We start from the raw sequence: 23,917 nt of genomic DNA, 5'->3' as shown, positions 1-23,917 counted from the left end.
CTGCCGCGTCCGGGGCCGTATTCGCCCTGGTGAGAGCGAGTTGGCCAAAAAGGGACCCCACAGCGCAGTGATCACGCATATTCTCAGAGATCAGTGCATACACCAGGCACTGCACACGCGGTGGACAACGGCGGACGGACGGTCAGTCGGGAGAGCACCACGGAGCCGGGCACGGTCCGGCAGGTCAGCACAACACGAAGTGACGCGGGGGAGCGTGACGGACCGCCACCGGCAGGAGGCCGGCGAAGAAGTACGGTGCCGGTGAAGGCGGCACCCGGGCCTCGTACTGCCGACCGGCGGCCAGGGTGGAAGGGTGCCTCTCAATCGTGACGACCGGACAGATCTCCGACCCGCCCCCCTCTGCCGGGGCGGGTGACACGGCCACGCGCAAGAGCGCGCGGCCCTGCACGTCCGCCCCCGGCCCCACCGCCGCCGGGCCGGCCGGCCCCAGGGGCGGCGGCGAGGACGAACTCCGCCGGCGCGGCGAACGCGCCCTGCAGGCCGTCGCGTTCGACAGCATCGGCACCGGCTACAGCGAGGCGTTCCCCGCCAAGGGCGGCCAACTGGCCTGCGGCGAGTGGCTGCTCGGCGAGCTGGAGCCCGGCGCCCGGGTGCTCGACGTGGGTTGCGGAACCGGCGAGCCGACCGTCCGCCAACTCGCGGCCGGCGGCCTGGACGTCACCGGCATCGACCTCTCGGACGGCATGCTGGCCCTGGCCCGCCGCGCCGGTGCGCCGGCCCGCTACGAGCGCATCGACATGTACGACCTGGCGACCGACCGGGCCGGCGCAGCCTGGGGCACACCCTGGCTCGGCCCGCAGGGGGCCGGCCGGTTCGCCGCCGTCACCGCGTTCTTCTCCCTCATCCTGCTGCCGCAGAACGAGATACCGGTCGTCCTGGCCCGGATCCGGCGGCTGCTGCGACCCGGCGGCCTGCTGGCCCTCGGGATGGTGGAGGCCGATCTCGACCACGTCGTCCTGCCGTTCCTCGGCACCACGCTGAGAATCAGCGGCTATCTGCGGGAGGATCTGACCCGGGTGCTGGTGGAGGCCGGGTTCACCGTCGAGGAGCAGTTCGGGCTGCCGTACGCACCCGCGAGCACGTCGCTGCCCCCGGAGGAGCAACTCTTCCTGCGCTGTCGGCGCACGAACTGAGACCGGACGAAACCAGCCACCGCGAACCGGAACGCGCCCGGGCATCCGTTCCCTCCCACTCCCCGCTCCCCTACTTCCCAGGACAGGCAGCCGTGCGCGACCAGCTCAACCCCGAGGCCGGCCAGCCGGCCGCCGTGCCTTCGCAGCGGCGGCCTCCCCCGGCAGCCGACGCCCTGCTCACCGAGCGGCCCGGGGCCGGCTCCGGCCGGGCGGAGAGCGCCGAGGCCGCCGACCTGATCGCCGAACGGCTCGCCTACCTGGAGGCCGCGACCCGCCGGATCAACAGCGCCCTCGACCTCGCCTCCACCCTGCGCAACCTCTGCCGGGTGCTCGTCCCCGCGGTCGCCGACGCCGCCGTCGTCCACCTGCGGACACCGCTGCCGAACATCGAACGCGACCCCGGCTGCCCGACCGCGCTGCGCGTCCAGCACAGCCAGGGCACCCGGATCGGCGGCCGGGCCGTCGACGGCCCCGTCACGCCGGTACCCCCGGGCGGCGCGCTGGCCCGCGCGATGCTCCGCCGGGAGCCCGCCGTCCCGGCCGTCCTCGGCACCGACGGCGACGCCCGCGCGCGGGCACTGCTCGGCGAGCTGTACGGCGTCCGCACGCTGGGCCGGCTCGCCGCCGGCAGTTCCGTGCTGGCCCTGCCGCTGCGGGGCCGCAAGGCGGTGCTCGGCCTGCTGGTACTGATCCGCCGGCCGCCGAAGGAGCCGGCCGACGGCGCACCGGCGGGCCACGGGAGGTTCGACGCCGCCGACACGGCGACCGCCTCCCACCTCGCCACCCAGGCGGGCCTGGCCGTCGACACCGCCCTGCGCTACTCCCACGAGCGGGAGATCGCCGACCAGTTGCAGCGCAGCATGCTGCCCACCCACCTGCCGCAGCCGCACGGCGTCCGGCTGGCCCACCGCTACCTGCCCGGTGAGCGCGGCGCGCAGGTCGGCGGGGACTGGTACGACGCGGTGCCGCTGCCGGGCAACCGGGTCGCGCTGATCGTCGGGGACGTGATGGGCCACTCGCTCACCTCGGCCGCGATCATGGGCCAGTTGCGGACCAGCGCCCAGACCCTGGCCGCCCTCGACCTGCCCCCGCACGAGGTGCTCTACCACCTGGACGAACAGGCCCAGCGGCTCGGCCGGGAACAGCACCTGGCGACCTGCGTGTACGCCGTCTACGACCCGATCGCGAACCGGGTGGTGCTCGCCAACGCCGGACACGTCCCGCCGGTGATGATCCAGCCGGACGGCCGGACCGAGCTGCTCGAACTGCCCTCCGGCGCCCCGATCGGCGTCGGCGGCGTCGACTTCTCCTCGGTGGAGCTGCCCGCGCCGCCCGGCTCGGCCCTGCTGCTGTTCACCGACGGCCTGGTGGAGAGCCGCCGCCGCCCGATCGGCACCGGACTGGAACTGCTGCGGGCCCGCCTCGCCAGCGCCCACCGGCACTCGCCCGAGCACCTGTGCCAGGACGCCCTGCGGATCCTGCCGCCCGGCGACCGCGGCGACGACATCGCCCTGCTCGCCGCCTCCTTCGACGGCATCCCCGCCGAGGACGTCGCCCACTGGTACCTCCAGCCCCGGCACGAGACCCCCGGCCGGGCCCGCCGGCTGGCGACGCACACACTGCGCCGCTGGGGCCTGGACCACCTGATCGAGCCGACCGAGCTGATGGTCAGCGAGCTGGTCACCAACGCCGTCCAGCACGCCACCCGCCCGGTGACGCTCAGCCTGGTGCGCACCTCCCGGCTGCGCTGCGAGGTGGGCGACGACAGCCCGCTGCTGCCCCGGCGCCGCCGGGCCGGCCCGGAGGACGAGCGGGGCCGCGGCCTGCAGATAGTCGCCCGCTGCGCGGACCGCTGGGGTGCGACCCGGCTCGGCGCGGGCAAGGTCGTCTGGTTCGAGCAGCGGCTCCCCTAGGGTGCGTCTTCAAACTTCCGTTGTTCGCCCGTAGGGCGGCCGGGCGGTGTTGGGGTGCGTGCATCGCAAGGCGGAGGAGGGAGCCCAATGCGGAGTATTGGCGACTGACGACAACGCGGCGAGGTGCGTGCCCCAACACCGCCCGGCAGACGGAAGTTCGAAGACGCGCCCTAGAGCCCGTCGGCCTGCTCGACGATCCGGACCGGCAGCCCGCGCAGGGCGCCGCGCAGGCTCTCCGCGAAGCGGTCGTACTCGGGAGTGCGGGCGGATCCGGGCCGGGTGGCCAGGCCGATCCGGCGGCCGGGCGCGGGGGCGGCGAAGCGGACGGCGGCGAGCCGGTCGGTGCGGCCGGCCTCCACGTCGAGGGCGGTGACCGGCAGCAGGGTGACGCCGAGGCCGCCGGCGACCAGCTGGACGAGGGTGGAGAGTCCGGCGGCGCGGGTGCTGCCGCCGGCCCGCTCGTTGCCGGCCTCGCGGCAGATGTCCAGCGCCTGGTCGCGCAGGCAGTGGCCCTCCTCCAGCAGCAGGACGTCCAGGTCGAGCAGCGCGTCGCGCGGGACGTCGACGCGGCCGGCCAGCGGGTGGCCGGGCGGGGTGACCAGGACGAAGTCCTCGTCGAAGAGCGGGATGTCGCGGGTGGGAGAGCCGCCGCCGGAGGGCAGGGCGAGCAGCAGGACGTCCAGGCGCCCGCCCGCCAGCCCCTCCAGGAGGGAGGGCGTGCGCTCCTCGTGGACGTGCAGCTCGAGCTCCGGGTAGCTCTCGCGGACCAGCCGCAGGACGGCGGGCAGCAGGTAGGGCGCGACGGTGGGGATGACGCCGAGGTGCAGCGGGCCGGTGAACGGGCGGCGGGCCGCCTCGACCTCCTCGGTGAGGGCGTGCAGGGAGGAGAGCACCCGGCGCGCGTGATCGAGCACGCGCTCGCCCAGAGGGGTGATGATGACGCGGCGCGTCGTACGCTCGACGAGCTGCGCGCCGAGTGACTCCTCCAGTGCGGCGACCGATCCGGAGAGGGCCGGCTGACTGGTGCCGGTGGCTGCCGCGGCCTCCCGGAAGTGCCGGTGCTCGGCGACCGCCACGAAGGCCCTGAGCTGGGCGACCGTGGGTGTCCGGGGCCCGCGCGGGCCGTTGCCCGCTGTGCCGCTCACCACACCGCCGGCGGGTTTGCGCGGGCGGTCCGGGCGGGGCTTGGAGTCCGGGGTATTGATAGCTCTCTCCGATCAGTCACATCGAGTCTGGCTATTTCTGTGATCAGTACCCACTGTGGCACGGTGGAGCCTGTCCGAACCTGCCGAATCATAGGCAATACGGTCAGAATCCCTCACATCTCACACCCAGGAGAAGCGAACGTGCTCACGATCGGTGACAAGTTCCCCGAGTTCGAACTCAACGCCTGTGTCGACCTCGACGCCGCGAACGCCTTCGCCGAGATCAACCACAAGTCCTACGAGGGCAAGTGGAAGATCGTCTTCTTCTGGCCGATGGACTTCACCTTCGTCTGTCCGACCGAGATCGCCGCGTTCGGCAAGCTCAACGAGGAGTTCGCCGACCGCGACGCCCAGATCCTCGGCGTCTCCGGCGACTCCGAGTTCGTCCACCACGCCTGGCGCAAGGACCACAAGGACCTCCGCGACCTGCCCTTCCCGATGCTGGCCGACGTCAAGCACGAGCTGATGCAGGCGTGCGGCGTCGAGGGCGCGGACGGCACCGCCCAGCGCGCGGTGTTCATCGTGGACCCGAACAACGAGATCCAGTTCGTCATGGTGACCGCCGGCTCCGTCGGCCGTAACCCCAAGGAGGTCCTGCGGGTGCTGGACGCCCTGCAGACCGACGAGCTGTGCCCGTGCAACTGGAACAAGGGCGAGGCCACCCTCGACGCCGACCAGCTCCTGGCGGGCTGACCCGATGGCCCTCGACGAACTGAAGGCGGCACTCCCCGAGTACGCCAAGGACCTCAAGCTCAACCTGAGCGCGGTGATCGGCAACTCCGACCTCCCCGCCCAGCAGCTCTGGGGCACCGTCCTCGCCTGTGCGATGGCCACCCGCAGCCCCTCGGTGCTGCGCGAGCTGGAGCCCGAGGCGAAGGCGAACCTCACCCCCGAGGCGTACAACGCCGCCAAGGGTGCGGCCGCCGTGATGGGGATGAACAACGTCTACTACCGGACGCTGCACCTGCTCTCCGACAAGGAGTACAGCAGCATGCGGGCCGGGCTGCGGATGAACATCATCGGCACCCCGGGCGTCGAGAAGGCCGACTTCGAGCTGTGGTGCTTCGCGGTCTCCGCCATCAACGGCTGCGGCCAGTGCCTCGACTCGCACGAGGGCGTGCTGCGCAAGGCCGGCGTCGAGCGCGAGGTCATCCAGACCTCCGCGAAGATCGCCGCCGTCCTGCAGGCCGTCGCCGCGACCCTCGACTCCGAGGCGGTCCTGGCCGGCGTCGGCGTCTGACGCGGTTCAGCAGAGCGCCCGAGGGGCCCGTCGGACACCGGTCCGGCGGGCCCCTCGGGCGTTCGCACTGCTGCTGTCCCCGCGGCTACGGCTCCACCGCCGCCTGCCCGGCCGTGACCTCCCGGGCCGCCGCGGCCTCCTTCGCCGCCTCCAGCGCGACGAAGACCTCCTGGCCCGCCTCGTTACGGCGACGCAGGTGGGTGACGACCGTGTTGATGACCGCGATCAGCGGGACGGCGACGATGGCCCCGCCGATGCCGCCGATGATCGAGCCGGCCGCGACACCCAGCACCACGCCCAGCGGGTGGACCCGGACGGCCCGGCCGAGGATCAGCGGCTGCAGGATGTGCCCTTCGAGCTGCTGGACGGCGACCAGCACGACCAGCATCATCAGCGCGGTGAACGGGCCCTGCGTGACGAGGGCGATCAGCACCGCGATGGTGCCGGTGATCAGCGCGCCGACCAGCGGCACGAACGCCCCCAGGAAGATGATCACCGCCAGCGGCAGTGCCAGCGGCACGCCGAGCAGCTCGATCCCGATACCGATGCAGACCGCGTCGATGAAGGCCACGCAGACGGTGCCCCGGACGTACGCGGTCAGCGTCGCCCAGGCCTTCGGCCCGGCCCCCGCCATCGCGTACCGGGACTGCCGGGGCAGCCCCCGCAGCACCCAGCTCCAGATCCGCTCACCGTCGTAGAGCAGGAAGAAGGTGGTGAAGAACGCCAGCAGCATGGCGGTCAGCACCTCGACGGCGATCTGCGCACCGGTGATGCTGGCCGAGGTGATCTGCTCGGAGTTGGCGTTGATCGCGGTGGAGATCTGCTTGGCGAAGTCGGTGATCTGGGTCTCGGTCAGGTGCAGCGGCCCGGTGACCAGCCAGTCCCGCAGCTGGTCCACGCCGTCCTGCACCTGCTTGGTCACCGACGGCAGGTTGGTGGTCACCTGCCACACCACGAACCAGCCGACCAGGCCGATCCCGGCCAGGCCGCTCAGGAACGTCCCCGCCGCGGCCAGTGAGCGCGGCACCCCGCGCCGGCGCAGCCAGGAGACGGTCGGCTCCAGCAGCGCGGAGATCAGCAGCGAGGCGAGCACCGCGAAGGCGACCAGCCGCAGCATGTCGACCACGCGGAACACCACGTAGAGGGCGGCGCCGAGCAGCAGCAGCCGCCAGGTCGACTCGGCGGCCACCCGCAGGCCCCACGGGACGGCCTCGGCCGGCGTCTGCGGCCGGCCGGGGTGCAGCTCGCGGCCGAAGGGGGTGTGGGCGGGCTGCTGGGGCAGCGCGGCGTCGGAACTGGGCCTGGGCTCGGGTGCGGACACTGCGGTGACCTCGGATCGGCGCGGCGGGGGAACGTACTCGGCCGGATCGGCCACGGCGGGGGCGAGTGCCCCGTCCGGTTCGGCGGCGATCGCCGCGCGGCGCCGCCGTTCGATGCCGGCGGCCGCGCGGGCGACCAGTGCCAGCCCCGCGGCCGCCGCTGTGAAAGCTCTTCCCCGCCGTGCCATCTCGCCCCTACCACCGCTCCCCCGCCGGACCGCCGTCCCGGGCGGTACGCCGTGGGTACCGCCACGGCCGTCAGGAAGACGCTACCCGCCCGGTGCGCCCGGATTCCGGCTGCCCGCCGGGTTCACCGCCGACGGCCGGACGGCAACCGGTCGCAAATCACCACAAACACGGGCCAACCGGTGGTTTCATCCGGCCCGCACCGGGGAGGTACCCGAACGAGGGGCCGGAGGAACGAGCCAACCGTCTGCGGACCGGCCGGTGCGAGAGGCAGCCAGGACCCCTTCCCGCGCCCCGCGTCCGCCCCCAGGACCGCTCCGCCCGTGCGCACTGGTCAGCGCAGCCCGGGCGGTGCGGCCCGCCTCCGAAGGCCCCGGACGCACGAGGACCCCCGGCCGCTGAAGCGGTCGGGGGTCCTCGGACGAGCCTGCCGGCTCTAGTACCAGTGGTGCGACTGCCAGAACGTCCAGGCCCCGCAGGGGCTGCCGTAACGGCTGTTCATGTAGCCCAGGCCCCACTTGATCTGCGTGGCGGGGTTGGTGCGCCAGTCCGCGCCGGCCGAGGCCATCTTGGAACCGGGCAGCGCCTGGACCAGGCCGTACGCGCCGGAGCTCGCGTTGCTGGCGGTGTAGTTCCAGCCGCTCTCGCGCTTCACGATCTGGCTGAAGCACTGGAACTGTGCGTCGTTGCCGATGATCTGCTGCGCCATCTCCTGCACCGAACCGGCGGCGACCTTGACGGCCGGGGCCGCGGTCTCGACGGCGGCCATGGCCGAGCGGGCCTTGGAGCGGTTGGCGGCGGCCTCGTCGGCCTTCCGCTTCTCCTCGGCCGCCTGGGCGGCCTTCTCCGCGTCCGCCTTGGCCTGCGCGTCGGCGGCGGCCTTCTGGCGCGCGGCCTCCTCGGCCGCCTTCTTCGCGGCAGCGTCGGCGGATGCCTGCTGGGCGGACGCCTGGTGGCTGAAGTTGTCACTGATGGTCTGCGCCTGGGCGCCTGAGGGGACGTCGGCAAGCAGGGTCGCGCCTGCGACATCGACCGTCTGAGCGGCCTTGCCCTCGCTGCCCGAGGCCACACCCGCGACGGCACCGACTGCGGTGACGACGGTGGCGGAGGCCACAGCGACTCCCCGGACCGAGATCCGAGTCACATGGTTTCCTTCCAGCATCACCCACGCGTGACCGTACGGGCGCAACATGCCCCTTGGCACTGCCCTCCGCTGGTGCTGGTCACGGGAGGTGCTGGCCCGGCGCCCGGCCGGGTTGAGGCGGCAGGGCGTGTTGATCGGGCGGCGTACGGCTCGAGTTCTTCAGTTGTCCTCCCGCCAACCGGAGTTGGCGGGCCTTTCGCACACATCGTCACCGTTTCGGTGACGCGGACCCCGGCTACGGGGCCCTGTCTTGCCGTACGCGGGGCCTGACAGAAACCTCACCATGCCGCACCGGGCCGTTCCGGCGCAATTCCCTCCTGCGTGGCGGATCTCACAATCGGAACGGGGCAGAGATTTTGCCATTCACTGGACGGCGGGCGGTCCGATGTGATGACAAACGCGAAGCCCGCCCCGGTCAAGGGCGGGCTCCACGGTAGGAATTGACAGCATATGACCGTTAGGTCCGATTCACTGTCAGGGCTGGATGTCCTCCAGCATCTCCGTCACCAGGGCCGCGATCGGCGAGCGCTCGGAGCGGGTCAGCGTGATGTGGGCGAACAGCGGGTGCCCCTTCAGCTTCTCCACCACCGCCACCACGCCGTCGTACCGGCCGACCCTCAGGTTGTCCCGCTGTGCCACGTCGTGGGTGAGGACCACCCGCGACCCCTGGCCGATCCGGGACAGCACCGTGAGCAGGACGTTCCGCTCCAGCGACTGGGCCTCGTCCACGATCACGAACGCGTCGTGCAGGGAGCGCCCGCGGATGTGGGTGAGCGGCAGCACCTCCAGCATCCCCCGGGAGATCACCTCCTCGATCACGTCCGGGGTGGTGACGGCGGAGAGGGTGTCGAAGACCGCCTGCGCCCACGGGCTCATCTTCTCCGACTCGGACCCGGGCAGGTATCCCAGCTCCTGGCCGCCGACCGCGTACAGCGGCCGGAACACCATCACCTTGCGGTGCTGCTGGCGCTCCAGCACCGCCTCCAGCCCCGCGCAGAGCGCCAGCGCCGACTTACCGGTGCCGGCCCGGCCGCCCATCGAGATGATCCCGATCTCCGGGTCGAGCAGCAGGTCCAGCGCGACCCGCTGCTCGGCGCTGCGGCCGCGCAGCCCGAAGGCCTCCCGGTCGCCGCGAACCAGCCGCACCCGGCCGTCGCCGGTGACCCGGCCCAGGGCCCGGCCGCGCTCCGAGGTCAGCACCAGCCCGGTGTGGACGGGCAGCTCCTCGGCGCCGTCCACCTCCAGGGCCGCATCGTGGCCCGCGCCGAACAGCGCGTCCACCTGGTCGCCGGAAACGGCGAGTTCGGACATTCCCGTCCAACCCGACGTCACCGCCAGCTCGGCCCGGTACTCCTCGGCCAGCAGGCCGACCGAACTGGCCTTGATCCGCAGCGGCAGGTCCTTGGAGACGACCGTGACGTCGTACCCCTCCGCCTGCAGGTTGCGGGCCACCGCGAGGATGCGGGTGTCCGCCTCGCCGCCGCCGATGCGGTAGCCCGCCGGCAGTATCGAGATGTCCGAGTGGTTGAGCTCGACCCGGATGGTGCCACCGAGTTCACCCACCGGGATCGGCGCGTCGAGGCGGCCGTGCCGGATGCGGTAGTCGTCGAGCAGGCGCAGCGCCTGGCGGGCGAAGTAGCCCAGCTCGGGGTGGTGGCGCTTGGCCTCCAGCTCGGTGACCACAACCACCGGCAGGACGACCTCGTGCTCCTCGAAGCGCGTCATGGCGAGGGGGTCTGCCAGGAGCACGCTGGTGTCGAGAACGTACGTGCGCCGGTCTGGTGTCCGGCGGCTCTTGGAACTGACCACTAGGCCTCCAGGGCGGATGACCCTGCGTCACCCGCGGCATACCGGCCCCCGCGACCCCGGCGGCCCGGGTACCGGTCTGATCCGAGTATTCCCAGGCGAGGGGTGGTGCATTCCCCTCGGGACGAAGTCGCGGATCATTCCTGATGAACGTTTGGCCCCGGTGGCCCCGGGTACGTCAGCCCTTCGGATGTCCCACAGCCCGTCAGAGCCTCCCCGCCCCGCCGGCGGGCCCCGTCAGGGCCTCCCGGCCCCACCCGCGCACTGCCCCGTCAGAGCCCCAGCCGCCGGTTGCGCTGCTGACCCCACACCCCGGGGGCAACCCCCGGACCCCCGGCCGCACACCCACGCGCGCGCGCCGCCCCGTCAGAGCCCGAGTCGCCGGTTGCGCTGCTGGTAGTCGCGCAGCGCCCGCAGGAAGTCGACCTTGCGGAAGGCCGGCCAGTAGGCCTCGCAGAAGTAGAACTCGCTGTGGGCGCTCTGCCAGAGCAGGAAGCCGGACAGGCGCTGCTCGCCGGAGGTGCGGATCACCAGGTCCGGGTCGGGCTGGCCCTTGGTGTAGAGGTGTTCGGCGATGTGCTCGACGTCCAGCACCTCGGCCAGCTCCTCGATCGAGGTGCCGCGTCCGGCGTGCTCCTGGAGGAGGGATCGGACGGCGTCGGCGATCTCGTGCCGGCCGCCGTAGCCGACCGCGACGTTGACGGTGATGCCGTCGATGTGGGCGGTGTCCTGGGCGGCCTGCTTGAGGACGTCGGCGGTGTGCTGCGGGAGCAGGTCGAGGGCGCCGACGGGGTTGACCTTCCAGCGGCGGGCGGCGGCCAGGCCGGTGACGGCGTCCTCGATGATGCCGAGCAGCGGGACGAGCTCCTCGGCGGGCCGGGAGAGGTTGTCGGTGGAGAGCATCCAGAGGGTGACGACCTTGACGTGCGTCTCGTCGCACCAGCCCAGGAACTCGCTGATCTTGTCGGCGCCGCGCTGGTGGCCGTAGGCGGTGGTGCCGCCGGTGGCCTTGGCCCAGCGGCGGTTCCCGTCGAGGATCACGCCGATGTGACGGGGCGTACGGGCGAGGTGGACCTCGACCCGGCGGCCGTAGACGCCGTACATACCGTCGAGCAGGGTGCGCAGACCCGGCGTGCGTTCGACGACATCGCGCAGACCCATGGTTTCCGGACCCCTCCGTGCTCAATCCTCGGGGTGCGTACAACCCGTGCGTACAAGCCCCTGGCGCAGCCTACTCCCGCCGGGTGCCCTGTGGTAAAGCCGCAGGTCCCGGTCCCGTCACGGTCCGGACGGGGAATCGCGCCGGACGAGGTACCGGCAGGTAACGGGCACTGGGTCAGGTCGGATACGGAACGGTCTCCGATTCCTTAAGGGATCCGTAAGTCGGGCGGAGGGTCCTTGACGACCCCCAATGGTCTAGTCCAGCTTGTGTGCCAGGGCGAGTGACTCCGGTCACCCACCCCAACCCCCACAGCTGTTCCGCGGACCTTCCCTCCCCCACAACGCGGCCGCCGCGACCCCCACCGCGGCGGCCGCTCCCTCCTCCCACAGGAGCGACGCCACCATGGCCCGTACGCTGAACCAGCCCGCGCACAAGCGCCGGCGCACCCTCCCCGCCCTCGCGGCAGGCACCACGGCCCTCGCTCTTGCCGGCACCGGCCTGGCCCTCTTCGCCGGTGGCGCGAGCGCCGCCGTCGGCAACGTGGCGGTCAACGGAGGCTTCGAGAGCGGCCTGGCCGGCTGGACGTGTACCGGCACCACCGCCGCGGTCAGCACCCCCGTCCACTCGGGCACCTCCGCCCTGAAGGCGACCCCGGGCTCCTCGGACACCGCCGAGTGCCGCCAGACCGTCTCCGTGCTCCCCAACACCAGCTACACGCTGGCCGGCTGGGTCCAGGGCCCGTACGTCTACCTCGGTGCCAGCGGCACCGGCGCCACCGACCCGAGCACCTGGTCGAACCAGGCGAGCTGGAACCAGCTCAGCACCAGCTTCACCACCGGCGCCTCCACCAGCAGTGTCACGCTCTACGTGCACGGCTGGTACGGCCAGGCCGCCTACGGCGCGGACGACATCACGCTGACCGGCCCGGCCGGCACCGCCTCGCCGAGCCCCTCGGTCACCCCGACCGCCACCGCTTCCCCCACCGCCACGGCCTCGCCGACCGCGACCGCCTCGCCAACGGCCACCAAGTCGCCCACCGCCACCGCGTCGCCGACCGCCACGGCCTCCCCCACCGCGACCGCCTCGCCGACCGCGACCGCGACGGCCACCCAGCCGGCGACCGGCCTGCCGAAGCACGCGCTGACCGGCTACTGGCAGAACTTCGACAACGGCGCGACCGTCCAGAAGCTCAAGGACGTGCAGTCCGCGTACGACATCATCGCGGTGTCGTTCGCCGACGCGACCACCACTCCCGGCGGGATCAGCTTCACGCTCGACCCGAAGCTCTCCACCGCGCTCGGCGGCTACACCGACGCCGACTTCAAGGCCGACATCGCCGCCAAGCACGCGGCCGGCAAGAAGGTCGTCCTCTCGGTCGGCGGCCAGAACGGCGCGATCAGCGTCGCCAACTCCGCCGCCGCCACCACCTTCGCGAACAACACGTACGCGCTGATGCAGCAGTACGGCTTCGACGGGGTCGACATCGACCTGGAGAACGGCGTCGACGCCACCTACATGGCGCAGTCGCTGCACACCCTGGCGGCCAAGGCCGGCTCCGGCTTCGTCCTGACCATGGCCCCCGAGACCATCGGGATGTACAGCACGGCCGGCAACTACTTCCAGCTGGCGCTGAACGTCAAGGACATCCTGACCGTCGTCAACACCCAGTTCTACAACTCGGGCAGCATGAACGGCTGCGACGGCAAGGTCTACTCGCAGGGCACCATCGACTTCATCACCGCCCAGGTCTGCACCCACATCCAGGGCGGCCTGCGGCCCGACCAGGTCGGCATCGGCGTCCCGGCGTCCACCAAGGGCGCGGGCAGCGGCTACGTCTCCTCGACCGTCGTCAACAACGCGCTGGACTGCCTGGCGACCGGCAACCACTGCGGCACCTTCGTCCCGCCGGCCAAGTGGCCGACCATCCGCGGCGCGATGACCTGGTCCACCAACTGGGACGCGGCCAACGCCAACGACTTCTCCAACAACGTGGGCAGCTTCGTCCACAACATGCCGTAACTCCCCCCGGCGCGCCGCTCCTTGAGGGTGGAGCCCGCGCGTCCCACAGCGGGGCCCCCGCACCGGCCTGGTGCGGGGGCCCCGCTTCGCGTTTCCCGCCGGCCTCCCCTATACCTGTGCGAGCGCGATCGCCAGCAGCGTGCCGAGCAGCATGAACGGGCCGAACGGCAGTTCCAAGCCGCGGACCGGACGCCGCCGCACCAGTGCCGCCAGGGCCCGGCCGGTGCCCCAGAGGGCGGCCGTCGCCGAGGCCAGGAAGAGTGCGCCGAACGCGGTGCCCCAGCCGTACAGGCCGAGCAGGGCGCCCAGCGCGAGCGCCAGCTTCCCGTCGCCGAGCCCCATCAGGCCGAACCAGGCGGGCAGCTCGAACAGCGCCCAGGCCGCCAGCGCGACGCCGAGGCAGCGCAGCAGCACCCCCGGGCGGCCGTCCGCGAACGCGGCCACCGCCAGCAGGAGGGCGGCGCCCAGCCCGAGCCGGAGGGTCAGCGGGTCCGGCAGCCGGCGGACCCGTCCGTCCACGAAGGCGAGCACCACGCCGAGGCAGCCCGTCCAGAGCAGCACCGGCACCTGCGGCGGGCCCGCCGCCCACAGCAGTGTCACCGCCGCCGCGACCGCGGCCAGCTCGACCAGCCCGGCCCACGGCCCGAGCCGGCCGCCGCACCCCGGGCACCGCCCGGTCGGCGCCAGTGCCCGCAGCGCCCGCCCGCAGGCCGGGCAGGCCGTGCACAGCGGCTCCCCGTCCGGGACCGCGTACCGCACGACCGCCCCCCGCAGCACCGGCGCGACCGCCAGTGCGGCCACCGCCCCGACGACCAGTCCGACCACCGCTCCCCCTCTCCCACCCCGCGGCCACCGGCCGGGCTTCGGGCCCGGCGGCCCGCGCCGCGTTGTCCACGTGGCAGACGACACGCCCGTCACAGCGGTCCCGCCCCGTAAAGTAAGCAGGCATGCAGGTCATCCAGTCCAGCAAGCTCGCCAATGTCTGTTACGACATCCGCGGTCCGGTGCTCGACGAGGCGATGCGACTGGAGGACCAGGGGCATCGCATCCTCAAGCTCAACACGGGCAACCCGGCCGTCTTCGGCTTCGACGCGCCCCCGGAGATCCTGCAGGACATCCTGCGCAACCTCTCCACCGCGCACGGGTACGGGGACTCCAAGGGCCTGCTCTCCGCGCGCCGCGCCGTGGTCATGCACTACGAGGAGCGCGGCCTGCACGGGCTCACCGTCGAGGACGTCTTCCTCGGCAACGGCGTCTCGGAGCTGATCCAGCTCGCGATGACCGCCCTGCTGGACGACGGCGACGAGGTGCTCGTCCCCGCACCGGACTACCCGCTCTGGACGGCGTCCGTCAGCCTGGCGGGCGGCACGGCCGTGCACTACCGCTGCGACGAGCAGTCGGAGTGGTACCCGGACCTCGCGGACATGGAGTCCAAGGTCACCGACCGCACCCGGGCGATCGTCGTGATCAACCCGAACAACCCGACCGGGGCGGTGTACCCGCGCGAGATCCTCGAAGGCATCGTCGAGATCGCCCGCCGTCACCAGCTGGTGGTCTACGCCGACGAGATCTACGACAAGATCCTCTACGACGACGCCGAGCACATCCCGCTGGCCACCCTCGCGCCGGACCTCTTCTGCGTCACCTTCAACGGACTCTCCAAGGCCTACCGGGTGGCCGGCTTCCGCTCCGGCTGGATGGTCCTCTCCGGCGACCGGCACCGGGCCGGCAGCTACATCGAGGGCCTGACGGTGCTGGCCTCGATGCGGCTCTGCGCCAATATGCCGGCCCAGCACGCGGTGGCCGCGGCGCTCGGCGGCCGGCAGTCGATCAAGGACCTGATCCTGCCGGGCGGCCGGCTGCTGGAGTCCCGCGACGCGGCGTACAAGATGCTGAACGAGATCCCGGGCGTGAGCTGCGTCAAGCCGAAGGGCGCGCTGTACGCCTTCCCCCGGCTCGACCCGAACGTGTACAAGATCAAGGACGACGCCCAGATGGTGCTCGACCTGCTGCGCTCGCAGCGCATCCTGCTCGTCCAGGGCACCGGCTTCAACTGGCCCGAACCGGACCACTTCCGCCTCGTCACGCTGCCCCGCGCGGAGGAGATCACGGACGCGGTGACCCGGATCGGCGAGTTCCTCAGCGGGTACGCCCAGCCCTAGCCTCCGCCCGCCGCCCGCCGCCCGCCCGCATCCCGGCACGCCTACGGCCGGAGTCCCGATCCGGACGATCCCCCAACGTGGTCGGGGAGAGGGTTCGTCCGGCCGGGGCTCCGGCCGTAGGGCCCGGCGCACGCGAGCCGCCGGTGCCTAGCCGAGGCGCTTGACCAGCTCCCGGTACTCGTCCCACAGCTCGGTGGGGGTGTGCTCGCCGAACAGCTCCAGGTGGGCCGGCACGAGTGCGGCCTCCTGGCGCCAGATGTCGGCGTCCACGGTGAAGAGCAGGTCGCGGTCGGCCTGCGACAGCTCCAGGCCGGACAGGTCGAAAGCCCGCTGGGTGGGCAGCACGCCGATCGGGGTCTCGGTGCCCTCGCCGGTGCCCTCCAGGCGCTCGACGATCCACTTCAGCACGCGGCTGTTCTCGCCGTAGCCCGGCCACACGAACTCGCCCGCGCTGTTCTTGCGGAACCAGTTCACGTAGTAGATCTTCGGCAGCTTCGCGGCATCGGCCTCGGCGCCGAGCTTCAGCCAGTGGCCGAAGTAGTCGCCCATGTTGTAGCCGCAGAACGGCAGCATCGCGAACGGGTCGCGGCGCAGCTCGCCGACGGTGCCCTCGGCAGCGGCGGTCTTCTCGGAGGCGATGTTCGCACCGAGGAAGACGCCGTGCTGCCAGTCGAAGGACTCGGTGACCAGCGGGACGGCGGTGGCGCGGCGGCCACCGAACAGGATGGCCGAGATCGGCACACCCGCCGGGTCCTCCCACTCCGGGGCGATGGTCGGGCACTGCGCGGCGGGCACGGCGAACCGGGCGTTCGGGTGGGCGGCGGGCGTGCCGCTCTCCGGCGTCCAGTCGTTGCCGCGCCAGTCGGTGAGGTGGGCCGGCGGCTCGTCGGTGAGGCCCTCCCACCAGACGTCACCGTCGTCGGTGAGCGCGACGTTGGTGTAGACGGTGTTGCCCCAGAGCGTCTCGATGGCGTTGGCGTTGGTGTCCAGGCCGGTGCCGGGGGCGACGCCGAAGAAGCCGGCCTCGGGGTTGATGGCGTAGAGCCGGCCGTCGGCGCCGAAGCGCATCCAGGCGATGTCGTCGCCGATCGTCTCGACCTTCCAGCCCGGGATGGTGGGCTGGAGCATGGCGAGGTTGGTCTTGCCGCAGGCGGACGGGAAGGCCGCCGCGACGTACTTCGCCTCACCGGCGGGCGGGGTGAGCTTGAGGACGAGCATGTGCTCGGCCAGCCAGCCCTCGTCGCGTGCCATGGTGGAGGCGATCCGCAGCGCGTAGCACTTCTTGCCGAGCAGGGCGTTGCCGCCGTAGCCGGAGCCGAAGGACCAGATCTCGCGGGCCTCCGGGAAGTGCGAGATGTACTTGGTGGTGTTGCACGGCCAGGCGACGTCCGCCTGTCCCTCGGCCAGCGGGGCGCCGACGGTGTGCACGGCCTTGACGAACTCGCCGTCCTCGCCGAGCTGGTCGATCACGGCCCGGCCCATCCGGGTCATCACGCGCATCGACACGGCGACGTAGGCGGAGTCGGTGATCTCGACGCCGTAGGCGGCCAGCGGGGAGCCGACGGGGCCCATCGAGAACGGCACCACGTACATGGTGCGGCCCTTCATGGCGCCCTTGAAGAGGCCGTTCGCACCGCTGAACAGCTCCCGCATCTCGGCGGGGGCCTTCCAGTTGTTGGTCGGGCCCGCGTCCTTCTCCTGCTCGGAGCAGATGTAGGTGCGGTCCTCGACCCGGGCGACGTCCGTCGGGTCGGAGGCCGCGTAGTAGGAGTTGGGGCGCTTCTCGGCGTTCAGCTTCCGGAAGGTGCCCTGAGCCACCAGCAGGTCGGCGAGGCGCTGGTACTCCTCCTCCGAGCCGTCGCACCACTCGATGCGGTCGGGCTGGGTGAGCTCCGCGATCTCGCTCACCCAGGCCAGCAGACGCTTGTGGCGGGTGGGCGCGGATGCGCTGAGAGCAGAGTTCTCGTACGACACGATCGCTCCGTTTCACGCCGTCTCTGCACCGAGACGGCGTAGCGGGGGGTTTGAGGGTGATTGCAGCGTAGCTCCGGCCTCGGGGCCTGAACACGGCGCAGCGGCGAGTTTGACCCTACTTTTACTCCAGAACGGCAGATTACTTGTCAGTAATCCGGCGGTCGCGTCCCTCGCGGACCCGTCGAACACGGGGTCCGAACACTCCAAAACGTCCAAGAGTGATGAGTGCCACTTCCTACGCCTCGGTAACCTACGCATCCGTAGGTAGCATGTTGCGCATGACTGCTGACCAGAGCACCGCCCCCGACGCGCCCGCGACCGCGGTCACGCTCGCGGAGGTCAAGCCGAAGTGGCGCGGGTGGCTGCACGCCGGGATGTTCCCGGCCTCGGTGGCCGCCGGCATCGTGCTGATCTGCCTGGCGGACTCGACCCAGGCCAAGGTCGCCTGCGCCGTCTACTCGGCGAGCGCCTGGCTGCTCTTCGGCGTCAGCGCCGTCTACCACCGGTTCAACTGGGGCCCGCGGGGCGACGCCGTCCTGCGGCGCCTCGACCACGCGAACATCTTCCTGATCATCGCGGGCTCGTACACCCCGTTCACCATCCTGCTGCTGCACGGCGGACGGCAGCAGACCCTGCTCTGGCTGGTCTGGGGCGGAGCTCTCGCGGGAATAGCGTTCCGGGTGTTCTGGGTCGGCGCCCCGCGCTGGCTCTACACGCCCTGCTACCTCGCGCTCGGCTGGGCCGCCGTCTTCTTCCTGCCCGACATGATCCGCACCGGCGGCGCCGCCGTGATCACCCTGATGATCGTCGGCGGCGTCCTCTACAGCCTCGGCGGCGTGGTCTACGGGCTCAAGCGGCCCAACCCGTCACCGCATTGGTTCGGGTTCCACGAGGTCTTCCACGCCTTCACGCTCGGCGCCTTCATCGTGCAGTACGTGGGCGTCTCGCTGGTGGCCTACACCGTCGCGGGCTGAGCCCGGCCGCCCGCCGTCCTCCAGCCCCTCCGTCGCGCCGAAGCCCAGATGCAGCCCGCGCACCGCGCCGGCCCGCTTCGCCGCCGCCCGGGCGTCCAGCGCCTCACGGGCCCGCCGGCAGCGCTCGCAGTGCTCCGCCTGCGCCGCCCCCGCGCCCGCCCGGCCCGCCCGCAGCAGCAACGGCGCGTGGGTGAGCCGGAACCGCCGGGCCACGTAGCCCATCACGAACAGCACCTCGACGCCCACCACTCCGAGCACCAGCGCGGCACCCTCGACCAGATAGGCCGCGACGACGGCCACCGCGGCCGTGACCACCACCAGCGCGCCCCACACTCCTGCTCCCGTCGAACCCTTGTCCGGCATCGGCTTCCCCTCTCCCGTGCGGCTCGTGGTCGGCTCCGGCCGCCCCACCCCTTCTCCGCTCCCGACTGCCCCGGTCGCCGTTGACCGAATGCCACATCGTATCTACCGAACGTCACTCGGAGGTTGCATCGGACGGCGAACGGGGGGTCAACGCTGCGTCAATTTCCTGTGCGCACAGCTTATTTGTCCAATCGGTGACGCAGTGTGAGCGAATCGGAGCAAAGCGGAGCGGCGGACCCGGTCCGATCCGGGCCCGCCGCTCCCCACGCACCCGCGCGCGGGCCCTACCAGCGCACCCGCACCCGTGCCCCGCTGCGCGGCCGGCGCCGCAGCGCGGCACCCGCGCCCGTGAGCGCCGTGACGCCCAGAGCGGCGGCCGCCGTGAGCGCCGGCAGGGCGACGCCGTGGCCGGCCGGGGCCGCGTCGTCCGCCCGGTAGCCGCCGCCCCGGCCGGCCCGGTCGTACGCCGAGCCGGGCAGCTTGTCGCCGTACCGCTGGTGCACCAGCCGCTGGTAGGCCGCGAGGGTCACCCCGCCGGCGCCGACCGAGCGGCGGGCCTCGTCGTCGAGCGGCAGCACCCGGCCCTCGCGCAGCACGTACCAGGCGTTCAGCTGCGGCTCGCGGAACGCCGTACCGCCGCCGCTCGCGGCCTTCGCCGCGTAGTCGCCCTCGTCGCCGCCGGAGGCGATGTTGACCACCCGCCAACGGCCCTCCTCCTGGACGGTCCACACCGAGGCGACCCTGCCGTCCGCCGACACCGCGCGGCTGGCCACGAAGTCGGCGCGGGCGACGGGCGCACCCGCCGCACCCGCCACGAAGCCCTCGTCGAGGGTGTAGACGGCGACGGTGTCACCGGCCAGGCGCGCCGCGCCCGGGCCGGCCGGGGCCGCTTCGAGGGCCGGCCGACCGCTCTGCCCGGCGCCCTCGCGGGCGAAGAACCGGCCGAGCTGGTCCAGCACGGCCGGGCTCTGCGCGGCTTCGCGGGCCTTCGCCAGTTCGGCGGCGCCGACCGGCGCGGGCACCGGGTCGCCGGCCGCGTGGGCGGGCGGGGTCACGGCCAGGCCGAGGCCGAGCGCGAGCAGGGCGGTGGCGGCGGCCTTCCTGAGGTCCGTCATAGTCGCCTCACGCGCCTATCCGGTAGAGGGAGTGGGTCCAGGAGAACGAGCCGTTGCTCACGTAGTACGAGTAGTCGGCCCAGTTGTAGCGGTAGTTGGACGGCCACGGGTCACCCCAGTAGACCCAGTTCGCGGCCGTGTCGTAGCCGTACAGCACGTGCATGTGCCCGCCGCCGGAGCTCCACTGGATCCGGGTCTCGACCGGCCGGTCGGCGTTCACCTCGCCCTGCACGGTGGCGTAGCGGAGGTAACCCGTCACGTAGGAGCCGGGGTTGATGCCGATCCGGCTCAGGCCGTTCTGCACATCACCCAGCGTGGCTTGGCTGTTGGGGCAGGCGGAGTCGGCCGAGCGGCCGAACGCGGCGTTGCAGAACTGGTTCTGGCTGTAGCCGTAGCCGAACCAGGTGGCGATGGTGTTGCCGCTCGCCGCCCAGCACCAGTTGGTGTTCTGCTGCTGCTGCATGGTGATGCCGAGCTTCCTGGACGTGCCGGCCAGGTCCGTGGCGCTGCCGGCCGCGGGCCGGACGGGGGCGGCCTGGGCCGCCCGGGCGCTCTCGGGGGCGGCCTCGGGGGCGGCGGCCCGGGCCGGGGTGGTGGCGGCGACGGTGAGCGCCGGAGCGAGCACGCCGAGGGCGAGCGCCGCGACCGTGCGGCGCAGCCGTGCTCTCGGCGGTGGGGGTTGAACTGCCATGGGGGAATGCCTCCTTGCACCTGCGGAGGAGTTGCTGTGGGGGCGCGTCCGGACGCTGCGACAGAGCATCCGCCCGTTGACGCAGAGTGGTCAACGGGCTCGGCGCGGGCCCGCCCGGGGTGTGAACGGCGGCGCCCGGATGTGAACGGGCCGGCCCCCGGCCCGGCCGTGCGGGCGCCCACCGGTGACAACCGGGGCCGGCCCGTGTGAATATTCACGCCCGCCCGGGCAGCACCGCCGGCGATCCGGAGGAGTCGGACATGCAGCGGACCGCACCACCCCCCGACCTCGCCACCGCCCTGCGCACCGGGCCGTTCCACCTCGCCCTGCGCACCGCCATCGCCGCCCGCGGGCTCGCCCTGCACCGGGTGCGCCTGCACCTCGCGCAACGCGGCGTGCAGGTCGGAGTGACCAGCCTCAGCTACTGGCAGCAGGGCAGGAGACGGCCCGAGCGGCCGGAGTCACTGCGGGCGGTCAGGGTGCTGGAGGACGTGCTGGAACTCCCGGCGCACTCGCTCACCCGGCTGCTCGGCCCCCGCCGGTCGCCCGGGCCCGCCCCGGCGGACGGCCCGTCGGTGCGCCCGTACCGGGACTTGATCAGCCCGGCGGCGGCGGTGGACGACCTGCTGGCCGCCCTCCCCGGGCCGCCCGACACCGGCCTGCACACCGTCACCCACATCGAGCGCGTCCGGCTCGGCCCGGACCGCCGGCTCCGGCGGCGGGACTCCCTGCACGCCGTCCGGGCACACCGCGACGGCGTCGACCGCTACCTCGCCCTCCACCAGGGCGACCCGGGCGCCGACATCTCCCGGGTCGTCGTGCGGGCCGAGGAGAACTGCCGCCCGGGCCGGATCCGCCGGGACCAGGCCGCCGACCTGCTGGTCGCCGAACTGCTGCTGGACCGCCGCCTGCGCACCGGCGACGCCCACCTGCTCGGCTACGGCTTCGACGACGCCCCGGCCCCGGAGCCCGCCCGCGAGTACGTCCGGGGCTTCAACTCCGGGACGGGCCAGTACGTCCTCCAGGTGACCTTCGACCCGGCCGCGCTCCCGGTGCGCTGCCACCGTTTCGCCTGCCACTCCCCCGGCGAGGAGCCGTACGAGTCCGAGGAGCTGACCCTGGACGGGCACCACGGGGTGCACGTGTTCGCCTCCGGCCTGGGCCCGTGCCTGCTGGGCGTCCGCTGGGACTGGGACTGAGCGCCGAACCTCCGGGCCGGCCGGGGCCGCTCCGGCCGCCGCCGGGATCCGGCCGAGGCGCGGGTCGTACGGCGGCGCCCGGAGGTAGGCGCCCTCGACCGGCGCGCCGGGGCCGGTCCGCCACCATCCGAACCGGGGCGGCACCTCCCCGAAGGCCCGGGGCCCGTCCGAGCCGAGCCGAGCCGTTCGATCACCGCCAGCAGCACGGTTCCCGGCACCCCGACCGGTCAGCGGACGACGACCCCCAGCCGCTGGGCCAGCACCGCGGTGTCCGCCGTCGGGGCGTCGCAGGTGAAGTGGCGGCAGACGTAGGCGGCCGGCTCGCCGCCCAGCAGCGGCCTGTCGGCCAGCAGCGGTACGTCCGTGGGGCCGGGCTCGCCGACCGCGACCACCGCGCCGGGGGCGGTGGCCAGCAGCGCCGTGCGGTGCAGGGCGGCGGTCGCCGGGTCGCCTGCCGGACCGACGACGGCGACCTCGCGCGGGCCGTCCGTCCAGGCCTCGGCGGCGGCCAGGCCCCAGCCGATGAAGCGCGGCGCGCGCGAGGCGAGTGCGCCGACGATGGCCAGGGCCCGTTCGGCGGCGGTGCGGTGGCGCTCCGAGCCGGTGTAGGCGGCGTAGCCGAGCAGGGCGTTCGCGGCGGCCGTCCAGCCGGACGGGGTGGCGTTGTCGGTCGGGTCCTGCGGGCGGCGGATCAGCTGTTCGGCGTCGTCCGCCGTGTCGTACAGCGCCCCTGACGCCTCGTCCGTGAAGTGTGCCAGCACGGTGTCCAGCAGGACGGCGGCCAGGTCGAGCCACGCGCTGTCGCCGGTGACCGCGAACAGTGCGAGGAAGCCCTCGGCGGTGTCCGCGTAGTCCTCCAGGACACCGGCGTTGGAGCTGTTGCCGCGCCCGTCGCGGGAGGTGCGCAGCAGCCGTCCGTCGGGCAGCAGGTGGATCTCGATCAGCAGGTCGGCGGCAGCGGCGGCGGCCTCCACCAGGTCGGGCCGCTCCAGCAGCGCGCCGGTCTCGGCCAGGGCGGCGATCGCCAGGCCGTTCCAGGCGGCCACCACCTTGTCGTCGCGGGCCGGGGCGGGCCGCTCCGCGCGGGCGGCGAACAGCAGGGCCCGGAGGCGCTCGTAGTCCTCCGGGTCGGCCGGGTCGGCGGGCAGTTGGAGCACGGAGGCGCCGTGCTCGAAGGTCCCCTGCGGGGTGACCGCGAAGAGCCGGGCGGCGGCCGCGCCGTCCTCGGGGCCGAGCACGTCCGCCAACTGCTGCGGCGTCCAGGCGTAGTAGGCGCCCTCGACGGACTTCCCGGTGGCCGCGTCGAGGCTGTCCGCGTCCAGCGCCGAGGCGAACCCGCCCTCGGGGGTGCGCAGTTCGCGCAGCAGGAAGTCGGCGCTCTCCAGTGCGACGCGGCGCGCGAGGACGTCGCCGGTGGCCCGCCACAGGTGCAGGTAGGTGCGCAGCAGCAGCGCGTTGTCGTAGAGCATCTTCTCGAAGTGCGGCACCACCCACTCGGCGTCCACCGAGTAGCGGGCGAAGCCGCCGCCGAGCTGGTCGTAGATGCCGCCCCGGGCCATCGCCTCGCAGGTGCGGCCGGCCATCTCCAGTGCGGCCTCGGTGCCCGTCCGGGCGTGGTGGCGGAGCAGGAACTCGACGGCCATCGACGGCGGGAACTTGGGCGCCCCGCCGAAGCCCCCGTGCACCGGGTCGAAGCTGCGGCCGAGGCCGGCCACCGCCTGTCGCAGGTCCGCCTCGGCGGGCGGCGCGGCGACGCCGGAGCCCAGCGAGTAGACGGCCGCCCGCTCGGCGAGGTCGGCCCTGATCCGGGCGGCCACCTCGCCGACCTCCTCGCGCCGTTCGCGCCAGGCCGCGTCCACGCCTTCCAGCACCTGCGGGAAGGACGGCATCCCGTGCCGGGGCTCGGGCGGGAAGTACGTCCCGAAGTAGAACGGGTCCTTCTCGGGCGTCAGGAACACCGTCATCGGCCAGCCGCCCTGGCCGGTGGCGGCCTGCACCGCCTCCATGTAGACGGCGTCGACGTCCGGCCGCTCCTCGCGGTCGACCTTCACGGCGACGAAGTGCTCGTTGACGTACTCGGCGGTCTTCTCGTCCTCGAACGACTCGTGCGCCATCACGTGGCACCAGTGGCAGGCCGCGTACCCGACGGACAGCAGCACCGGCACGCCGCGTCGCTCGGCCTCCGCGAACGCTTCGGGCCCCCAGGGCCACCAGTCCACCGGGTTGTCGGCGTGCTGCAGCAGATACGGCGAGGTGGCGTCGGCAAGACGGTTCGGCATGCCCCCATCCTT

General features: G+C 72.9%; 19 protein-coding genes. 8 read left to right on the top strand and 11 right to left on the bottom strand.

The window, feature by feature from the left end; translation table 11 throughout:
- Positions 1–326: 326 nt before the first annotated feature.
- Positions 327–1,154 (top strand): methyltransferase domain-containing protein, encoded by an 828-nt coding sequence (locus ACFUK0_RS11300; protein ID WP_380248609.1) that lies wholly within the window; start codon positions 327–329, stop codon positions 1,152–1,154.
- 92 nt (positions 1,155–1,246) lie between these two features.
- The gene (locus ACFUK0_RS11295; protein WP_380248607.1) at positions 1,247–3,067 is read left to right on the top strand and encodes a SpoIIE family protein phosphatase; all 1,821 of its coding nucleotides are present in this window, start codon (positions 1,247–1,249) and stop codon (positions 3,065–3,067) included.
- A gap of 170 nt (positions 3,068–3,237) precedes the next feature.
- Here ACFUK0_RS11295 and ACFUK0_RS11290 read toward each other — a convergent pair whose 3' ends face one another.
- Positions 3,238–4,212, bottom strand: a complete 975-nt coding sequence (locus ACFUK0_RS11290) for a LysR substrate-binding domain-containing protein (protein WP_380248605.1) — start codon at positions 4,210–4,212, stop codon at positions 3,238–3,240.
- Between the two features lie 201 nt (positions 4,213–4,413).
- Here ACFUK0_RS11290 and ACFUK0_RS11285 point away from each other — a divergent pair, with 201 nt between their 5' ends.
- Positions 4,414–4,965, top strand: a complete 552-nt coding sequence (locus ACFUK0_RS11285; RefSeq protein ID WP_073926313.1) for a peroxiredoxin — start codon at positions 4,414–4,416, stop codon at positions 4,963–4,965.
- Between the two features lie 4 nt (positions 4,966–4,969).
- Positions 4,970–5,512 carry an alkyl hydroperoxide reductase gene (locus ACFUK0_RS11280; protein ID WP_380248603.1) on the top strand — a complete coding sequence of 181 codons (543 nt, stop codon included), beginning with the start codon at positions 4,970–4,972 and terminating at the stop codon, positions 5,510–5,512.
- A gap of 85 nt (positions 5,513–5,597) precedes the next feature.
- On the opposite strand, the gene ACFUK0_RS11275 is transcribed toward ACFUK0_RS11280, so the two are convergent.
- The 4 genes from ACFUK0_RS11275 to ACFUK0_RS11260 form a co-directional block, all read right to left on the bottom strand.
- Positions 5,598–7,019 carry an AI-2E family transporter gene (locus ACFUK0_RS11275; RefSeq protein ID WP_380248601.1) on the bottom strand — a complete coding sequence of 474 codons (1,422 nt, stop codon included), beginning with the start codon at positions 7,017–7,019 and terminating at the stop codon, positions 5,598–5,600.
- A gap of 434 nt (positions 7,020–7,453) precedes the next feature.
- Positions 7,454–8,161, bottom strand: a complete 708-nt coding sequence (locus ACFUK0_RS11270) for a lytic transglycosylase domain-containing protein (RefSeq protein ID WP_380248599.1) — start codon at positions 8,159–8,161, stop codon at positions 7,454–7,456.
- 474 nt (positions 8,162–8,635) lie between these two features.
- Positions 8,636–9,970 (bottom strand): PhoH family protein, encoded by a 1,335-nt coding sequence (locus ACFUK0_RS11265; protein WP_380248597.1) that lies wholly within the window; start codon positions 9,968–9,970, stop codon positions 8,636–8,638.
- Between the two features lie 363 nt (positions 9,971–10,333).
- Positions 10,334–11,128 carry an isoprenyl transferase gene (locus ACFUK0_RS11260; RefSeq protein WP_380248595.1) on the bottom strand — a complete coding sequence of 265 codons (795 nt, stop codon included), beginning with the start codon at positions 11,126–11,128 and terminating at the stop codon, positions 10,334–10,336.
- Positions 11,129–11,531: 403 nt separating this feature from the next.
- On the opposite strand from ACFUK0_RS11260, the gene ACFUK0_RS11255 reads away from it, so the two are divergent.
- The gene (locus ACFUK0_RS11255) at positions 11,532–13,148 is read left to right on the top strand and encodes a chitinase (RefSeq protein ID WP_380248593.1); all 1,617 of its coding nucleotides are present in this window, start codon (positions 11,532–11,534) and stop codon (positions 13,146–13,148) included.
- A gap of 108 nt (positions 13,149–13,256) precedes the next feature.
- Here the strand turns inward: ACFUK0_RS11255 and ACFUK0_RS11250 are convergent, their stop codons facing one another.
- Positions 13,257–13,973 (bottom strand): prepilin peptidase, encoded by a 717-nt coding sequence (locus tag ACFUK0_RS11250; RefSeq protein WP_380248591.1) that lies wholly within the window; start codon positions 13,971–13,973, stop codon positions 13,257–13,259.
- A gap of 122 nt (positions 13,974–14,095) precedes the next feature.
- Between ACFUK0_RS11250 and ACFUK0_RS11245 the strand changes: the two genes are divergently transcribed.
- Positions 14,096–15,310 (top strand): pyridoxal phosphate-dependent aminotransferase, encoded by a 1,215-nt coding sequence (locus ACFUK0_RS11245; protein ID WP_380248589.1) that lies wholly within the window; start codon positions 14,096–14,098, stop codon positions 15,308–15,310.
- 147 nt (positions 15,311–15,457) lie between these two features.
- Here ACFUK0_RS11245 and ACFUK0_RS11240 read toward each other — a convergent pair whose 3' ends face one another.
- Positions 15,458–17,284 (bottom strand): phosphoenolpyruvate carboxykinase (GTP), encoded by a 1,827-nt coding sequence (locus ACFUK0_RS11240; protein WP_380248587.1) that lies wholly within the window; start codon positions 17,282–17,284, stop codon positions 15,458–15,460.
- Positions 17,285–17,562: 278 nt separating this feature from the next.
- Between ACFUK0_RS11240 and ACFUK0_RS11235 the strand changes: the two genes are divergently transcribed.
- Positions 17,563–18,258, top strand: coding sequence for a hemolysin III family protein (locus ACFUK0_RS11235; RefSeq protein WP_380248585.1), 696 nt, complete (start codon positions 17,563–17,565; stop codon positions 18,256–18,258).
- On the opposite strand, the gene ACFUK0_RS11230 is transcribed toward ACFUK0_RS11235, so the two are convergent.
- The 3 genes from ACFUK0_RS11230 to ACFUK0_RS11220 all read right to left on the bottom strand — a co-directional run bounded on the left by ACFUK0_RS11230 (position 18,151) and on the right by ACFUK0_RS11220 (position 20,427).
- Positions 18,151–18,621, bottom strand: coding sequence for a hypothetical protein (locus ACFUK0_RS11230; RefSeq protein ID WP_380248583.1), 471 nt, complete (start codon positions 18,619–18,621; stop codon positions 18,151–18,153). The genes ACFUK0_RS11235 and ACFUK0_RS11230 overlap by 108 nt on opposite strands.
- Before the next feature lie 284 nt (positions 18,622–18,905).
- The gene (locus tag ACFUK0_RS11225; protein WP_380248581.1) at positions 18,906–19,736 is read right to left on the bottom strand and encodes a hypothetical protein; all 831 of its coding nucleotides are present in this window, start codon (positions 19,734–19,736) and stop codon (positions 18,906–18,908) included.
- A gap of 7 nt (positions 19,737–19,743) precedes the next feature.
- Positions 19,744–20,427 carry a papain-like cysteine protease family protein gene (locus tag ACFUK0_RS11220; RefSeq protein WP_380248579.1) on the bottom strand — a complete coding sequence of 228 codons (684 nt, stop codon included), beginning with the start codon at positions 20,425–20,427 and terminating at the stop codon, positions 19,744–19,746.
- Between the two features lie 260 nt (positions 20,428–20,687).
- On the opposite strand from ACFUK0_RS11220, the gene ACFUK0_RS11215 reads away from it, so the two are divergent.
- Positions 20,688–21,626: a hypothetical protein gene (locus tag ACFUK0_RS11215; protein ID WP_380248577.1), complete on the top strand. Its 939-nt coding sequence runs from the start codon at positions 20,688–20,690 to the stop codon at positions 21,624–21,626.
- Between the two features lie 227 nt (positions 21,627–21,853).
- Here ACFUK0_RS11215 and ACFUK0_RS11210 read toward each other — a convergent pair whose 3' ends face one another.
- Complete coding sequence (locus ACFUK0_RS11210; protein WP_380248575.1) at positions 21,854–23,905, bottom strand: thioredoxin domain-containing protein; 2,052 nt, start codon at positions 23,903–23,905, stop codon at positions 21,854–21,856.
- Between the last annotated feature and the right edge of the window lie 12 nt (positions 23,906–23,917).

This window comes from Kitasatospora sp. NPDC057223 (assembly GCF_042669755.1).
Taxonomy (GTDB): Bacteria; Actinomycetota; Actinomycetes; order Streptomycetales; family Streptomycetaceae; genus Kitasatospora.
Note: the sequence above shows the minus strand (reverse complement) of the source record. Positions and strands in the feature narration are given on the sequence as shown.

Excerpts from the sequence above, each read along its gene's own strand:
- ACFUK0_RS11215 (WP_380248577.1), top strand. The coding sequence starts at position 20,688 with ATGCAGCGGACCGCACCACCCCCCGACCTCGCCACCGCCCTGCGCACC.
- ACFUK0_RS11210 (WP_380248575.1), bottom strand. The coding sequence starts at position 23,905 with ATGCCGAACCGTCTTGCCGACGCCACCTCGCCGTATCTGCTGCAGCAC.
- ACFUK0_RS11235 (WP_380248585.1), top strand. The coding sequence starts at position 17,563 with ATGACTGCTGACCAGAGCACCGCCCCCGACGCGCCCGCGACCGCGGTC.
- ACFUK0_RS11255 (WP_380248593.1), top strand. The coding sequence starts at position 11,532 with ATGGCCCGTACGCTGAACCAGCCCGCGCACAAGCGCCGGCGCACCCTC.
- ACFUK0_RS11260 (WP_380248595.1), bottom strand. The coding sequence starts at position 11,128 with ATGGGTCTGCGCGATGTCGTCGAACGCACGCCGGGTCTGCGCACCCTG.
- ACFUK0_RS11245 (WP_380248589.1), top strand. The coding sequence starts at position 14,096 with ATGCAGGTCATCCAGTCCAGCAAGCTCGCCAATGTCTGTTACGACATC.
- ACFUK0_RS11275 (WP_380248601.1), bottom strand. The coding sequence starts at position 7,019 with ATGGCACGGCGGGGAAGAGCTTTCACAGCGGCGGCCGCGGGGCTGGCA.
- ACFUK0_RS11225 (WP_380248581.1), bottom strand. The coding sequence starts at position 19,736 with ATGACGGACCTCAGGAAGGCCGCCGCCACCGCCCTGCTCGCGCTCGGC.
- ACFUK0_RS11230 (WP_380248583.1), bottom strand. The coding sequence starts at position 18,621 with ATGCCGGACAAGGGTTCGACGGGAGCAGGAGTGTGGGGCGCGCTGGTG.
- ACFUK0_RS11220 (WP_380248579.1), bottom strand. The coding sequence starts at position 20,427 with ATGGCAGTTCAACCCCCACCGCCGAGAGCACGGCTGCGCCGCACGGTC.
- ACFUK0_RS11280 (WP_380248603.1), top strand. The coding sequence starts at position 4,970 with ATGGCCCTCGACGAACTGAAGGCGGCACTCCCCGAGTACGCCAAGGAC.